This window comes from Laspinema palackyanum D2c (genome assembly GCF_025370875.1).
GTDB lineage: Bacteria > Cyanobacteriota > Cyanobacteriia > Cyanobacteriales > Laspinemataceae > Laspinema > Laspinema palackyanum.
The window spans coordinates 207,896-223,968 of record NZ_JAMXFD010000003.1 but is presented as its reverse complement, the minus strand read 5'-3'; the positions used below and the strand labels follow the sequence as shown (position 1 = coordinate 223,968).

The window sequence follows — 16,073 nt, the reverse complement described above, 5'->3', positions numbered from 1 at the left end:
GGCGGCTGGACCGGAGGCGTCGGCGGCGGTTGGACCGGAGGCGTCGGCGGCGGCTGGACCGGAGGCGTCGGCGGCGGCTGGACCGGAGGCGTCGGCGGCGGCGCTACTGGTGTACCAATGGGAACCGCAGGGGTAATCGGATCTGCCGGAATAATCGGCCCGGGAGAGTTAGGCAGCTGGCCACCGGGAGATAGCTGAGCGTTTGCCGGTTCCGCGACTGAGATTGAAATCGCAGAGGCAGTAGCCGCAATACCTACAAATAAGAGGCGGCTACTGGATGATTTAAGTTTCGAGAATCGCTGTTTTCCGTTCATATAACCACATCCCGCGAGAATACCCAACTCAAAAAAGTTGGGAGGAAGCGATGCGGGTATAGCCGCTTCCTATGGACAGTTGGCCCTCATATTGGAGCGCCGAGAGTTTAAAAACTCAAACTCTAATCGACTGCCCATCAACGTTGACGCAAACACTCCCTAGAGTCTTGGATACAAGACATCTACCATCTGGATCACTTCAATCCCCGAAAAGGAGATGAAGTAGCTGACTGATTTCAACCTTACAACCCTATCTCATTTGGGAACATCAGTGGGGTGATAGGACGAAGAATTGACCTGGTGACTTAACGTCATATTTTGAGAGGGTTCTGCTACTCTTTGCATCAAAGGCTTGGGAGTTTGTTAATTTTATTCCCACTTGGACTGGATAGGTATTTTTAAATACCCCTTTACCCTTGAGCCGGGATTACCAAACCTGTTCATTGTTTGGTTAATGCCTTTACTTGTTTTATCGTAACTAGAGATTGCAGTGCATTTTTCGCTTTCTCCAAAAAGGAGAGAAAAAGGCCCGCGTTGTTCTTTAAAAAGAAATGCCGTAGACTATACTCAAATTTAAGCGCACCCCATCACCAGCGTTACCAGTTAAGTCATTGAGTCCAAAGCTCGCGACCAAGGGAATCCTCTTAAAGGGTACCACAGATAAGCCCATTGTCAAGTCTTGCCCGGTCCACTCGGCGATCGCATGAGCCTGGGAACCCATAGAGGTAGCAAAACTCCCAAATATATTCAATTGGGTCCCGCCAAATTCATCCGTAGGATCGACATTGGGTTCGGTTCGGAAGACCCCATTGCCAACCCCTAGGGTTACAAACCCCAGACTAAAGGGTTTTTCAAGGTCCTCATCGAAAATCAGGACCTTACTCACCGCGCTATAAAAACTGCGACCTGTATCACTGGCAGCATCTATCCAATCTACAAGGTTGACCACTCCCACGGAAACGGAAAAATTGTTCGGGAGTACCCGAGTGGCTTGAAGACTGATACTACCTGCACCGAGATTATCCTGTTGTCCACTCTCATTAGACAACCCTGTAAGCGCGAGGATAACATCGAAGCCGATCGCCTCCACAGGATCTCCCAACCCCATCGATATGGAGATTGACCCATCTTCCGACGTATAACGATTTCGGTTGTTAAACTGTGCCCCAACCCCAAGATTACCCCAAGCCCCACCAAACCCACTCGGGTTACTGAGGGTAATTCCCGGAAAATTCCCCGCTGAACCCAAGGCAACGGCGAGATTTCGGAGTTGTCTGTCCGTTAATGAGTCAAGAAAACTCAGCAAAATCTGAACTTCTGCAGAGGGGAGAATAATATCTCCGTCTGTTTCCGCTTGTCGGCGTTGCAGGATTTCGGTTAACTCATTCACTTGCTGGAGTTGCTCCGGGGTGAGGTCCTGCTCTCGGGCTGCTTCTAAAACCACCAGGAGTTCAGCGACTTCTTCAGGAGTAAACCGCCGGGGGGTTGGCCCTTGGGAGTCAATGTTTTGCTCAATTTGAGCTAGTTCTTCCTCACTCAGAGAGCCAATTAAGTTTTGGAGCTGTTCGGCTCGCTGTGGAGATAAAATCACCACCAGTTCCCCTTGGGCTTCAAGAGCCTGTAGTTCCTCGACCAGACTTTGGATTTCCTGCCGTTGTTGGGGTCGCAAATTTAACCGTTGGATGACTCTCAGAAATGAGATCAACTCTTGTACCGTTGCGCGATCGAGGCGAGTCCCCCGGGCGAGTTCCACACCTACCGCAGATTGGATCTGGGCGCGTTCTTCTTGAGTCAGTGACTCGATCAGCGACAGGACCAGTTGGGTTTGCTCAGGAGATAGAATCGCTTGGGGCTGCCCCTGTGCTTGAATTGCTTCTAAATCTTGAATTAGCCTGGAAATCTCCTGGGTTTGCTGGGGCCGGAGTCTTAGCTGTTGAATTCCGTTTAGGATTAATAAAATTTCAGAAATCTCTTGTTGGGTGAATAAACCCACTTGCACTTCCGGCAAGTCCAGGGCTTCCTGAATCTGTGAGATTTCTTGAGGGGTTAGGGAAGTCAGCAACCCGCGAACTTGTTGCGCTTGCCTAGAGGAGAGGACCACCTGGGGCTGCCCCTGAGTGCTGAGTTGTTCTAATTCCCGAATCAGGGATTGGATCTCCTGAGCTTGTTGGGGCCTTAGTCCTTGTCGTTCGACCTCTCGGAACAGGAGGATGATCTGTTCGAGTTCTCGTTGAGTGTAGGTAACCACTGACTCCTGGGTTGGAGTAGTGGGTGGAACAGGTCTGGTATTCTGTTTGCTGTTGGGCAACTCAGCAGTCTGCCCGGTTGTGTTCAGGCCCTGGACGGGGTGCGGATTGGCTAAACTTAATCCTGAGGGCAGCACTATGGCTGCACTAATACCGGCCAGCAAACTCAGACGCAATACAAGCTGATGTAAGAACACACCTAAAACTCCCCATACCATGTTTAAACAAGTATCCAGTGAACCACATTGCTCTCCGGAAATACAAGCCTTTCCTATCTATAAATTGTCAAACCTAAGCTCCCCTCGGTGCTTGAGCTTAACGTTGCGTGACGCTCATCCACAATAGCATTGTTCCCGCTCATCAACACACCCAGTTATTTGAGCGGACGGGTTAAAATTTTAAACCTGTAAAAAGTGTCGAAATTTTCCGACGGAAAGAAGGCTTCTCGAAAGGCGGACGGGCAATTTCAGAAGAAACTCTTGGATCCTGACCAAAGGAACATTAATCAGACTACTTCCCAAAATCTCAAAAGCCAAAGTTTTTGTCCCCTTGTCCTGATACAGGGAAACCCTTCCTCAGAAACGGGGACGCTTTATAATAGAAAAAGTTTAGGGGATATCTGCTAAATTTTAAAAGAGTTATAGTGGGATTGACTATGTAGAATAGTTTGACTTTAAATAATAAAAAACCGGGCCCGAACTGGAAATTATGGCCCAGGATTCCGACTTGTTTTAAGGCATAGAGCGCGGGTATAGTAACGGGGAAAAACTGGTTGAATACCACAGATTGGTTCCGCTTATGCAGAAATTTTATCAAGAAGCCCGGTTTTTTGTCCGTGGGTTCTAAACCTGTACCGCTCCCCTAGAATATAGCGAATTTCAATCAGTTGGGCGTTGGTTGTAGGGTCAACTCCTGGCGGGTTTTGCATCCTTGGTGGTTTGAATGATTGAGACAGGCGATCGCGGAAATTCTGTGATCCCCCAAGAGAAAGGGGGACTAACATTCAATTGGACTAGAGCCAACAAACCCTTCTACCGACTGGTGCGGGTGGGTATTTTGGGCGGCTTGCTGTCTATTGATTCAAGCTGGGGAGCATCGTGGCTGTGGGCGAGGGTTAAGGGTGGTTTGCTGGGAATGCTTTCCGGTAGTGCGACGGGAATATCGGCACCATTAATTACAGCACCTAAGAGTTGGACTGTTTCTGATTCAGTCAGGGGTTCAACATATTCCGTGAGCATTCCGCCTTGGGTGTATAGGGGGCGGGTGATGAGAATCATCCCATCGCTAAAGGGTTCTAGTAAAAAGGCATCGTTGTTGAGGCTCATGGCGGGAGAGTCCAAAATCACTAAATCAAACCGAGCTCTGGCATCTTCAAGGAGTCGGCGGAATTCGTTAGATTCGATCGCCGCTGCGCTGTTTTTGAGAGGACCTGCACTGGGAACAACGTAGAGGTTTTCAATATCCGGCGCAAGGCGAATGCATTGGTGGAACTGTCCGTAATAGCGCAGCGGTTCGAGGTTGGCATCGGGTTCGATCGCCACTTGCAGACTCTGCGCTTGGGAGGGCGATCGCAAATCCGCTTCAATCAGTAACGTCCGCTTCCCTGCACGCGCGGCGGCGATCGCCAAATTATAAGCACAAAAAGTTTTTCCCTCTTGAGCAGCCACACTGGTAATCAACAGGACTTTGGGTGCTTTTTCTCCAATCCGCAACAAATTACTGCGGATCTTTTCATAAAACTCCAAATAAGGGGAATCCGCATCCATCAAAATTGGCATCTCGTGAGCATTGAACTCTGGAGTAAACACCTCGGGTAAAATTCCCAGAATGCGGAGGTCCTGTTGCTGCAAAGCACCGCGAACTTCCTCCATCGTATAAAATTTCCCTTCGAGCAAGGAAATTGCAAAAATCAAGGCATTCCCGACTAAAATGCCCACCACTCCCCCCAGGGCGAAAATCAGCGCCGGGGGTTGTGTACTCACTTCGTTTTTAGAAACCGAAGCGGGTTGTGCCACACTCAAACTGCTGGACGTTTCGGCTTCAGCAGCTTTCGCATCCGCCAAAGCTTGCTGCATTTTATTGTAAAGGTCTTGCTTGAGTACCACCTGCTGAGCCAACCGTCCCCGTTCAAGCTCTTTATTAGGCAGGGTTTGATAATCCCGCTGCAATTGTTGTTCCGTTTGAGTCAGAGAATTCAATTGCTGGACCCAGGTTTCTCGCTGGGTTTGTAAATTCACTAAAGTTTGCGCTAACTGCTGCCTTGCCGGGTCAAGACTACTGTCCTGACGAATTTGGGCGCTATTCATTAAGGGGGCAGCCATCCCTCCCCCACCGATAACTTCTGTCGCTCGCCGCTCCAACAATTCATTGTAAGAGGTTTCCTGCTTTTGCAACTCAATCATCTGGGGATGGAGCGGGCGGAAATCTTTACTGAGGAGTTCACGCTGGGACTCAATTTGATGGAGGGCTGCTCTCAATTGGGCGATAATCGGGTCGGCGCTGAGGGCTTGGGAGACGTAGGCTTGATCGGCGGTCAATCCCAGGCGCTGTTCTAAACTCGCAAGCTGGGCATCAAGCCCTTCTAACTGTAAGCCAATCTCGCGCTGCTGATTTTGGTTGGCAACGATCGCCCCTGCCAATCCCCCACTTCTAGCGGCCAAAATTGCCACCGACTCTTCCCGTTCATACTCTTCGAGTTTCTGTTCCGCCTCTCTAAGTTCCGCTAGGGCTTCCGGCAACCGCTCCTCAATGGTGTCAATCATCCGTCTTAATGCCGAACTATTGAGCATTCGACTTTGCTCAATCATGGCTTCCATGAGTCCTTGCACGACAGCTTGGGCCGTTTCCCCATTGGCGTGAGTATAGCCGAGTTCAATTTGAGGGGGGCCATCGGCTTTAGGGGGCTTTAAACTCACCTCCCGGGCCAATTTTTTGGGGTCTTCATTCACCTGGGTTCCCACCGCCGTTACCACATTCTCAGCCAGGAGAATCTCTTTGGGAAGTTGCTTACCCTGTTCTTGAATTTGGCTTCCGGTTGCCGAAAACGTCACCGCCGGAGTGGTGTAAGTCATGGCTCCGCGTGCCCGATAGGTCACTTCTGGAGGGGGTTGCATTGCCACAAATCCCGCCCCGCCCAAGGTGAGGACAAAAGCAGCGAAGCCAAACCATTTGTATTTACCAAAAGCGATCGCGTAGCGCTTGAGAATGGGTGGAGCCATGATAGGAATAGGGATAAAGATAAAGGATATTAAAGATTAAGAGGAGAGCGTCTGCTTCCCCTATTCTTCCCTAGAAAGGAGGGCAGAGGCTCTGCTCTTAATTCTATGGTTTAAGTTAGACTTCCTGTAGAGACCGTCCATATATTCTACCATAAAACAGTCCGGGGCTTATTAGTTATTATTGTTGGTGTTATTTTCATTCTCTTCGCCACCGGGTCCAAAGAGGAGTGTGGCACTATCTCTCAAGGAATCAAAAAACAGTAAAAATCCGAGAATATCGCGGAAGGGTTGAGTAAAGGTCCCGAGGGCATAGGTGATTTTCCCCACCAGATTGCGACCAATGACAATCACATCATTATTTTCTAGGGGGACATTTTGAGCCAGATCCCCGCGCAAGAGTTCTTGGGCATTGATTTCCCGAGTCACGGCTTTACCCTGTTCGGGATCGAAGCGGATCAGGGCAATATTGTTAAGATCTGCACTCAGGAGGGGAACCGCATTCAGAATATCCGCAAAGGTACTGCCACTGGGGACGGGAACGACGCTAATGCCCCCGGCAGGATAGCTCAAAACGCGAACCACAATCTGCGGCACGGATAGGTTTGAACGAGAGACGAGGACGCGATCGTAATATTCATCGGTGCTGCTTTCTAGGGTCGGAACAAAGACCACATCTCCATTAGCTAACCGGAGTTCAGGAAGTTCAGCCCCAGTCAGCAGGGGGGTGTACAGGTCCAGGATTTCTTCCGAAATTGCCCCATTCTCCAGCACCCGACGGACCCGTACCGCCCTTAAATCAGCATTAGAAGTAATCCCTCCGGCCACTAGCATCGCATCAGCAACAGGGCGCTCGGAGGGGGGAACGGTAAAAAATCCGGGCTGTGCCACTTCGCCGAGGATCGTCACATTAACCGGAATGGCCGCAGCTAGGGTGGATCCGGCAACGATGCGGGGGTTATATCCTGAGTCCTGGTTTAATCCCAACTTTGGGACAATGACCACATCACCATTTCCTAGGCGGAGATCCGGTAAAGGAGTGCCGTTTTCCAGGGAGGCATACAGGTTTACCCGTTCTTCACTGACGGTGCCATTTGCCATCACTCGACAGATGAGGACAGTCCGTAAGTCAGCGCCAGTCGTAATCCCACCCGCAGCCTGCAAGGCCGTGGGAATAGGACTTAGGGAAGGAGGGACTACATGAAATCCCGGTGCGGCTACTTCTCCGAGGACTGTAATGGCAACAGGCTGTTGGGCGGCTAGGGTGGAAGTGGAAACCACGTTACTGTCATAAGTCCGGGCTTCTTCTAGCCCGAGTTTAGGGATGATCAGCACATCCCCATTGGCTAGTCGGAGATCGGGGAAGGGGGTACTGCCTTGTAATGAGGAGAGTAAATTGATGGATTCTTCGCTGAGGCGACCATCGGGCAGGGTTCGCCGGACCCGAACGCCTCGCAAATCAGCAACGGGAGTGGTTCCCCCGGCCAGCTGTAATGCAGTCGGAATGGGACGGGGGGAAGCGGGGAGGATATAGAATCCGGGTTGGGTGACTTCACCGACGATGGTAATGCCGACGGGTTGGGGTGTGGTTAAGGTGGAGTTGGCAACGACGTTGTTGTTGTAGTTAAAGGCGGCGTCGTTTAAATCGAGGGTGGGGACGATGACGATATCCCCATTGCCGAGGCGCAGTTCAGGAAAGGGTGCGCCGGTTTGTAACGGGGTATAGAGGTCAACGGTTTCTTCGCTGATCTGCCCATCGGTGAGGACTCGCCGCACCCGGACCGATCGCAGGTCAGCAGCAGGTGTAGACCCCCCAGCAATCACTAAGGCATCTTGGATCGGATTGACTGAGGGGGGGAGATTATAAAACCCTGGACGAGTGACTTCTCCAATGACGCGGATGCCAACGGGTTGGGGAGGAGAAAGGCGCGATCGCGCCACGATGTTGCTGTCATTAATCTGAGCTTCACTTAAAGATTGTTTGGGGACAATCAAAATATCCCCTTCTTGCAGCAAGAGATCCGGCGGGGGACTGCCTGCTTGCAGGGAAACCAACAGGTTGAGGCGTTGTTGCAAAAACCGGCCATCACCCAGAGGACGTCGGATCAGGATGGAACTCAGGTCCGATCCGGGTGTCGTCCCACCTACTGCGGCTAAAACTTCGGAAATTCTGGCATTTTCTGCCGGGAACGCATAAAAACCCGGTTGGGTGACTTCTCCGGTGACGGTAATATTCACCGGACGTTTGGCAATTAAGGCGACACTGACTCGGGGATCAACTAAAAATTGATTTAAACCGGATTGAATCCTTTGTTGAGCTTGTTCTGCGGTTAACCCGGCGATATCTAAGGGTCCTAATAACTGCATGACGATTTGCCCTTGGGGATTAATGATCGTTTGAATACTGATGTTTTGATAGGGTTGGACATCAATGACGATCTGATCCCCAGGGGCGAAGGGGTAGGATACCCTGGGGAATTCGCTAACGGGAATGATAGAGGGGGTCTCTAGGAACGGGTTGGGTTGAGAGACGGCTGCCCGGTTCGGGGCTGTGGGAACCGGAGGTGGGGCTGGAGGGGGAAGTGGGGCGGGGGTCAAGGGTTGGGGGGCGATCGCCTGCTGAGGTGTAGGGAAGGGCAATCCTTGACGAGGTTGGCAAAATGGGCTGAGTTGCGGGCTGTTGGGAGGAGTAGCCGGGGGGAATTGACCCGGAGGCGGGGGAACAGGGGGTCCAGGTTGAATGGAAGGCAAGGATGGAGCTTGGGGCGCGGGTATCCCTTGGGCGAGTTCTGGGGGGATTGGGGCGCTGATTCCTGCGGGTATTCGAGAATTGAAGGCGAGGGTCAACACTGCCGCTAGGGGCATGACCGTAGCTCCCGTATGTAACCCCGCTAGGGTCAAGGCAGTGAGGTGGTAAAACTGTCTGACAGGGGAGGATTCAATCATGATCACTGATGACAACAACGGGTCAAGGGGTTTGGGTTCAGGGGTGGAAGGTTCCCCCAGCTTTTGATGAAAGATTCCGATAGAAACGCGGATCGGGTTCTTTCTGAATCAAGGTGTGCTCTGGAATAGGGGGTCCCGTAGATGCGCCCTTGTTGAGGGGAAATGGTTCTGGAGTCCCCAGGGATTGCCCTTTGTGTTCGTCAGGGGGTCATTCGCTTTTGGTCTGGGGAGTAAAGGGACCCTCAATTAAAGCCTTTTGAATGTTTTGACTTAAGGATTCAACAAGGGGTCTGACTGATTCTATCTCCCCAAAGGGTTCTATGGGAATAATAAGGTTAACGGCGATCCAGGGAAGGCGATGTCCCTGGAGTTGGGCGAGGCGATCGCGCCAGAACCAGCTAAAGGGGGCGGGATTTCCGCCGGTGGGCCAGCTATACCACTGGGCGATCGCGTAGGTTTGAGCCGTGGTCCATCCTCGGAATAATCGGGCTTTCACCTGAACCGTTTGATTCGGGTTAGGGGTGGATTCTGGATTCACCTCAAAGGTTAGCGATCGCTCGGAATCTGTTTTCCACCGCCAAAATCCATCGATATCCATCCACTCCACTTGCGGTTGATGCATCGGACCCGTTTGATTGAGCAACAACAGACCCGCCACGAAGCGATCGCCTTCCTGAATATTCTGCTGCACCCAATTTCGACCCCCAATTTTCACAATCTGGGGTGCACTGGTTTCCCCTTCACTCAGGGTTAACCCCGTCTTCGTCAATTCCTTTAACTCCTTCAGATTGACTAGATTCGGAGGAGAGACCCAGGCCCATTTTCCACTGAAGTAGCTGGGAACTGCCCCTACCGCGAATATGACCAACATAAATAACAGTAAAGCAACTCGCGCTAGGGAATAATTATGCAGGAATTTGGGTAAATACATGACTTTCATGAGCAACATCTTGAGGGATTTATCCCCGCGATTGGTTTAGACAATCTGGAAGGTTGGAGGGGGGCGAACTCGCAGTTAGGTGGGGTCTTCCATTGGAACTGAAAAATAATGAACAATCCAATCAATTCCTTTGAGAGTAGGAATTAACAGTCCTAACATGGCAGCGGAATAGAGGTCTCCGCCCCATCCTTCATGAAGCCATTCAAACAAATGTTCATGACCCGCCCCATGAAAGTAGGTCAGAAGGGCATTGCGGATAATATTACCGATCACGGCGATCGCCACGGTACTGGCTAAAAACAAAGTGGTTTTGCTCCGCGACTCATTCGATCCCGTCCAGTAAAGTAACATTAACGCCACATACAGACTGGTGAGGAGCATTTTCAATCCGGCACAGTGTGGTGCAACTTCTACCACTCGTTGATTGACGAATAGATAAATTCCTTCTACGGTGACATTCAATCCTGCATGGGATAAGATAAATCCCGCACAACCGGCAATAAAACTTTGTAAGGGGAGGGTATAAGGTGCAATCAAGTAGGGGACTTGGTTTGGAGTGGCTAGGAATACTAACAGGAGTGGAAAGATTTGAAGCCTGAAGCCCGGAATTCCTTTCAGCCATAAACAGATTCCGGCGAGGACGATGGGGAACGATAAATTGACAAAATCGGGTAAGCCGGTGACATAAAAAATTCCCCCGATCGCCATCAAAATCACCCCTAGGGGATGGGTCTGTTGAGGCAGTTTTTGCCAAGATTTACGCTTGTCCTGCCAGCAAATATAGGCAGCAAAGGGTAGTCCAATTAATCCATGACTAAAATATTCATGTTCGAGACTGATGCTTTTATTCATCCACCCGTCGTACCAATGGAAGAGGAGGGGAGTATAAAGTACGCTGAGGATTCCAAGTACAATCCACGGGTAATTTTTATCAAATGAAAAAGGAACTTTATGCCCAATTTGCATAGTTTTATCTGGGGTAACAATAGGGAAAGGAGAAAGGGTTTAACTAACGGACTGCTAATGCGATCGCCTCAACCACCCGCTCGATTTGTGCAGGACTCAAACCGGGATACAGGGGGAGAGACAAAATCTCTTCGCACAGGGCTTCAGCGTATGGAAAATCCCCCGCTTGATAGCCTAAATTTTGATAAGCCGGTTGTAGATGACAAGGTAAGGGATAATGAATGCCGCTTTGAATGCCTTCGGAACCCAGTTTTTCTAAGAGGATGTCCCGATTTAGAATGCACTCTGGGGTGATGCGGATAACGTAGAGGTGATAAACGTGACCGCTACCACTGAGGTTGCGGATGGGGATGATGCCCCGATCGCCAAGGGGTTCGAGCAAGGCATCGTACTGTTGAGCGCAGGCATTTCGGGCTTGATTCCAGTCCGGTAAGTAGGGAAGTTTGGCCTGAAGGATGGCCGCCTGGAGGGTATCGAGACGGCTATTGGTGCCGTGATCGGCATGAAGATACTTTTTGGGCGCGCCATAATTGCGTAAGCTTCGCAATTTTTGAGCCAATTCGCGATCGCCGGTGACGACCATGCCCCCATCCCCAAAACAGCCGAGATTTTTACTGGGGTAGAAGCTAAAGGCGGCAGCCCGACCTACAGCACCGGCACGGACTCCTTCTCGTTCGGCCAGGTGCGCTTGGGCGGCATCTTCAACACAAATCAGATTGTGGGCTGCGGCGAGTTCCCTGAGCCTTCCAGGGGAGACCATTTGCCCGTAGAGATGGACCGGCAACAAAGCGCGAGTTTTGGGGGTGATGGCTTTTTCTACGGCTTCTAGGTCGATTAAAGCAGTGGCGGGGTCACAATCCACGAGGACTGGAGTGGCCCCGACCCGCAGGACGCCAATCAGGGTGGCGATAAAGGTATTAGCGGGGAGGATAACCTCATCTCCTGGACCCATTCCGGATGCTTGGAGTGCCAGGGCGATCGCATCGGTCCCACAGGCAACCCCCACGCCAAATTCCACGCCACAAGCTTGGGCGAAGCTGTTTTCAAATTCTCCCAAGGCTTGTCCTAAAACAAAATCTCCGCGTTCAATTACGGTTTGGATGGCCCGTTCTATTTCTGCTTGAATCGGCTGGTGTTGTTGGGTGAGGTCAACAAATGGAACAGTTTCGGGAGTGGGTTTCATTATGGTTAAAGAGACTTCAGAAGTGGGATTGAGTGGGTTGCAGTCTAGTCCGGTGGAATGGGTTGAGAACGGTTCCCCAGGACTCTGGATCGTTCCCGAGAACGCGATGGGGAGGGGGGATGATGGCACAGGGATCTGAGCAGCCGCCTTCTTTCCGGCTGGGGTCCCCGAATCAAAGGCCGCACCCGTTCCAAATTGCTCCCTCTTCTTTAAGTGTAGGAGGGATTTATCAAGGATTGACTCCCCCTCAATTGTAAAGACTTTGTAAAAATTCTCGATTGTCTCGTTCTCTTCCCTTGGACAGGGGATAAGAGATGCACGTGATCCCTCCGGCGATCGCATTGCGGGCATCTTGTCCTAGGGTAACGAATGCCTCTCTACATCAGGGGTCAAGCTTTCGTAAATTTTTCCAGGGATTTGTAAAGATTTTTAAGGGATTGGAATCGCCTTTTGCCCGATGGGTTAAGTTGGCTTGGTCCTCCCTCACGGATTTGCCAACGAAATGCCACTTTTTTTATTTTATATATGCAAGCTTAATGTCTCAAGTCTTCCCGGTAATATTGGATATTTATCTCTTTCAATAATTGCATAATTATCCTAACTAATTGGATAAAAATTCCCCCATTTTTGGTCCTGCTGAGTGAAAGTACAGAGAAAACTAGATTGCACGAGACTCGGGCAATTATTCAAGGGAGGAACGGAGGTAGGTTAGAGTAGTAAATAGGATGAAAGTCCTGAAATCAGGTTATCCCAAATGCCCTTGGGGAAAAATAACTTGAACCCTGGAGTTGAGCTAGACCGGGTTTATTCTAAAACTAGCTGATCCCACTTTCAACCTGAATCTGCATTTTAATGGGGAGGGTTCCCTGGCTCGTCAAAATTAACGCCAAACTCAATCATTTAAACCCTCAGTTCAAGTTGAGATTTTTATCACCAGAAGCCAACCTTGATCAAATCAAGACTTTCTGATTTTTACTAACCTTACACTGTAGCGATTTGCTCTAGCAAACCTCAAAAAAAGGGCAACGGATTCATCCCATCCTTAATGCCCCATAAAAAAGAGAAATATCCATGATTTCACCCTTCAGAAGCATCTATATCGGGTGGTTATTCACCCTTCCCCTTTGCGGGACCCTGGCAATTCAACCCACCCATGCCCAACCGCTCATTCCCGGCACCGATACCCAGACCCAAGTCACTCCGAATGGGAATACCTTCAATATTGAGGGCGGAACGCTTTCGCAAGATGGCAGGAACCTGTTCCATACTTTTGTAGAGTTTGGACTGAGTGCCGGAGAAATTGCTAACTTTATGTCTAACCCCCAGATTCAAAATATTTTGACCCGAATCAATGGGGGCAATCCTTCTATTATTAATGGGCTGATTCAAGTCACCGGAGGTCAGTCTAATTTATTTTTGATGAACCCCAGTGGTATTTTGTTTGGTTCAGGAGCGAGTTTAAATGTTCCGGGTTCATTCATGGCAACGACCGCAGACCGGATGGGATTTGCCGGGTCGGGTTCGGTGCAATGGTTTGATGGGAAACAACCCAATCAGTACAGCAGTTTGGTGGGAACTCCCAGTCAATTTGTGTTTTCGATGCGGGAAACTGGGGCGATCGTGAATGCGGGAAATTTAGGGGTTGGACCGAATCAAAATTTAACCCTACTTGGAGGTTCGGTGGTTAGTACGGGCACTCTTTCGGCGCAAGGCAATCTAATTGTGGCAGCGGTACCGGGTCAAAGTCTGGTCCGGATTAGCCAAGTCGGACATCTCCTGAGTTTTGAGGTGGACCCTTATCTGTTACCGACCACAGGGGGACAATCCATCTGGCGAGATCATCAGTTTGATCCCCAGTCTTTACCTGAATTGTTGGCGGGTGGGGGTGGCACTCATGCCACGGGAGTTCAGCTCAATTCCGATGGCACTGTCACCTTGACGGGTTCAGGGTTGCCCTTGGCACATGGAGATGTTAGTAGTCGTGGGATTCAGGCTCAAACTGCAATTGTGTTCGCCACGGGCAATTTAACGGCGGCAGAAACTCAGATCGAAACTACGGGGAATTTGCATTTGCAAGCGGACAACGGGGTGAGATTGGGAGATAGCCCGATGAATCCGGTTGAGGTGAAGGTGGGGCGGAATTTGCAGATTCGCGGCGATCGCAGCGTTACCGTCGATCTACTCAATCACCCCGATTCTCAAATCCAGGTCCAGGGGAATCTGATGGTAGTCAGTGAGGGCAACATCACTCTGGATGGCGCTTTGGAAGGCGGAGGAAATCTGATGATTGTCAATACCGCATCCCAACCGACAGGGTTTCAAAGTCGCCATGAGTTGCTGCTGATGGCGAGAGGGAATGTGGTCTTTGGAAATTATACGGGGGGAGATCTGGGGGTTGATGCCGGAGGAGGCATACAAGGTGGAAAAATTTCCTTGACGATCGCCGAGGAAGGCAATGCTTCCCCAGGTGGGGTTCACTTAAGTGCAGGGGGGATACACACTTCACACCCCCCGGTGAATGACTCCCTCCAATTCTCTCCCGGAAGCATCGTTGTCGGAGAAATTGCGATCGCCCCTTCGGATCGTTCGGTGAGTGTCCAGGCAACGGGAAGCATTCAAACTGGAGCCATCTCTACGGATGGGGGCGATATTACCCTCTCCAGTGGCAGTGACCTCAACCCTGGAGCCATCTCTACCGCTGGGGGCGATATTGCCCTGACTAGCGATTTGGGTCCCATTGATACGACTGGGGTTACCCTGGATGCTTCTTCTTCCTCTAACCCGCAAGGAGGGTCGATCGCCTTAACGGCTGAGAATCAGATTATTTCTGGGGATTTAATCACTGAAAATAACACCATTCAAATTACGGGTCCTCTGCAACTTTCTGATGCTGTGACATTCCGCACCACGGGGACCGCAGAGGAGGCCGGAGGTGGCAATATTCAGGTAACGGGAACGATTAATGGCACTGTTGAGTTAAATCTGGAGGCAGGAATCGGGGATGTTGTCCTAGAAGGGGCGATCGGGAATGAAGTGGCGATCGCCGAGTTGTCTATTGATGCTCACAGCATTGATTTACTCTCTACTACGACGAGTCAAGGGGCGATCACCATTGATGCCACAGGTACCGTCACCCTGGGCGATCGCCTCACTACTACCGGGGGAACGGTCCATATTAGCGCCACCGATGCCATTGTCACCGATGACATCACCACCTCTGGGGCTTCGATTCACCTCAACAGTCAGAATAGCCAGATCACCACGGGGAATTTAGAGAGTGGGGCGATCGCTGCTGATGGCGGAATCATTAGTCTGCGCTCTTTCTCGGGTCTCTCCACCGGGGCGATCGATACCCATTCGACAGTCGGTATTGGCGGTGACGTCACCCTGCACACCGAGCAAAATGATCTCCAAGTCTCCTTTATTAATGCAGAAGGAGCAAGCATCGGTGGCAACGTCTCCATTCAAACCACGGGTTCCGTGCGAATCGTCGATGCTTTTCTGTCCCAAACCGGTGGCGAGTTCAGCATTTCCACTGCTGCACCTCAAGGCGGTGAAATTACCATCACTCATGGCAGAAGTGAATTTGTGATTGGGGATCTCGATGGCAGTGGCATCATTGAAAACGGAGCCATTGCCGCTATTACCACCGGATCGGGAGAATTTCTGTCCCTCGGAGAATCCGTTTTGCGATCGCGCATTTACCTCAACCCCAATCCCTCCCCAGAATCCCCTGACTCAGAAACCCCCGACGAGTCCCAGGGAACCCCTGACGAAACCGCTACTGATGAGGAAGAAACCGAGAGTTCCGATCCATCAACTCCTTCGGGGTCCGACCCTGAACCCGAGGAGGAAACATCGGAGGATTCTTCCACGGATTTAGGAGAAGAAACGCTTCCAGTCGAGGAGACGACATCGGTTGATCCAGAACCAACTACGGAAGCACCTGAAGCCGACTCCCCCACTCCAGAGGAACCTGTAGCAGTGTCAGAACCGGCAGTGACTCCTACTCCCGAGGAACCTGTGGCAGTGTCAGAAACGGCAGTAACTCGGATTCCAGAGGAACCTGTGGCGGTGTCAGAACCGGCAGTAACTCGGATTCCAGGGGAACCTGTAGCGGTTTCTGAAGCAGTGGTAACTCCCACTCCAACTCCCACTCCATCGGAACCTGTAGCGGTTTCTGAAGCAGTGGTAACTCCCACTCCAACTCCCACTCCATCGGAACCTGTAGCGGTTTCTGAAGCAGTGGTAACTCCCACTCCA

The 16,073-nt window shown here is 50.9% G+C and carries 9 protein-coding genes; 2 read left to right on the top strand and 7 right to left on the bottom strand.

The genetic code is table 11. The features are described 5' to 3' along the window. The 7 genes from NG795_RS06080 to NG795_RS06050 all read right to left on the bottom strand — a co-directional run. The coding region (locus NG795_RS06080) for a hypothetical protein (protein WP_367287767.1) at window positions 1–314 on the bottom strand (314 nt) is incomplete at its 3' end. 541 nt (window positions 315–855) lie between these two features. Continuing rightward, complete coding sequence (locus NG795_RS06075) at window positions 856–2,757, bottom strand: hypothetical protein (protein ID WP_367287766.1); 1,902 nt, start codon at window positions 2,755–2,757, stop codon at window positions 856–858. 834 nt (window positions 2,758–3,591) lie between these two features. Then, window positions 3,592–5,778 carry a GumC family protein gene (locus NG795_RS06070; protein WP_367287765.1) on the bottom strand — a complete coding sequence of 729 codons (2,187 nt, stop codon included), beginning with the start codon at window positions 5,776–5,778 and terminating at the stop codon, window positions 3,592–3,594. Window positions 5,779–5,949: 171 nt separating this feature from the next. After that, window positions 5,950–8,721 (bottom strand): SLBB domain-containing protein, encoded by a 2,772-nt coding sequence (locus NG795_RS06065; RefSeq protein WP_367287764.1) that lies wholly within the window; start codon window positions 8,719–8,721, stop codon window positions 5,950–5,952. Between the two features lie 208 nt (window positions 8,722–8,929). Beyond that, a complete protein-coding gene (locus tag NG795_RS06060; RefSeq protein ID WP_367287763.1) occupies window positions 8,930–9,661 on the bottom strand; it encodes a cyanoexosortase B system-associated protein in 732 nt (243 codons plus the stop codon). Window positions 9,662–9,736: 75 nt separating this feature from the next. Continuing rightward, the gene (gene crtB, locus NG795_RS06055; RefSeq protein ID WP_367287762.1) at window positions 9,737–10,627 is read right to left on the bottom strand and encodes a cyanoexosortase B; all 891 of its coding nucleotides are present in this window, start codon (window positions 10,625–10,627) and stop codon (window positions 9,737–9,739) included. Between the two features lie 43 nt (window positions 10,628–10,670). Next, window positions 10,671–11,810: a DegT/DnrJ/EryC1/StrS family aminotransferase gene (locus tag NG795_RS06050; protein WP_367287761.1), complete on the bottom strand. Its 1,140-nt coding sequence runs from the start codon at window positions 11,808–11,810 to the stop codon at window positions 10,671–10,673. Between the two features lies 1 nt (window position 11,811). On the opposite strand from NG795_RS06050, the gene NG795_RS06045 reads away from it, so the two are divergent. Both NG795_RS06045 and NG795_RS06040 read left to right on the top strand, forming a co-directional pair. Continuing rightward, window positions 11,812–11,949 (top strand): hypothetical protein, encoded by a 138-nt coding sequence (locus tag NG795_RS06045; RefSeq protein ID WP_367287760.1) that lies wholly within the window; start codon window positions 11,812–11,814, stop codon window positions 11,947–11,949. A gap of 932 nt (window positions 11,950–12,881) precedes the next feature. Further along, a partial coding sequence (locus tag NG795_RS06040; protein WP_367287759.1) for a two-partner secretion domain-containing protein occupies window positions 12,882–16,073 on the top strand: 3,192 nt, incomplete at its 3' end.

Coding starts and splice junctions, on each gene's coding strand:
- NG795_RS06070 (WP_367287765.1), bottom strand. CDS start 5,778: ATGGCTCCACCCATTCTCAAGCGCTACGCGATCGCTTTTGGTAAATAC.
- NG795_RS06065 (WP_367287764.1), bottom strand. CDS start 8,721: ATGATTGAATCCTCCCCTGTCAGACAGTTTTACCACCTCACTGCCTTG.
- NG795_RS06060 (WP_367287763.1), bottom strand. CDS start 9,661: ATGAAAGTCATGTATTTACCCAAATTCCTGCATAATTATTCCCTAGCG.
- crtB (WP_367287762.1), bottom strand. CDS start 10,627: ATGCAAATTGGGCATAAAGTTCCTTTTTCATTTGATAAAAATTACCCG.
- NG795_RS06050 (WP_367287761.1), bottom strand. CDS start 11,810: ATGAAACCCACTCCCGAAACTGTTCCATTTGTTGACCTCACCCAACAA.
- NG795_RS06045 (WP_367287760.1), top strand. CDS start 11,812: ATGGTTAAAGAGACTTCAGAAGTGGGATTGAGTGGGTTGCAGTCTAGT.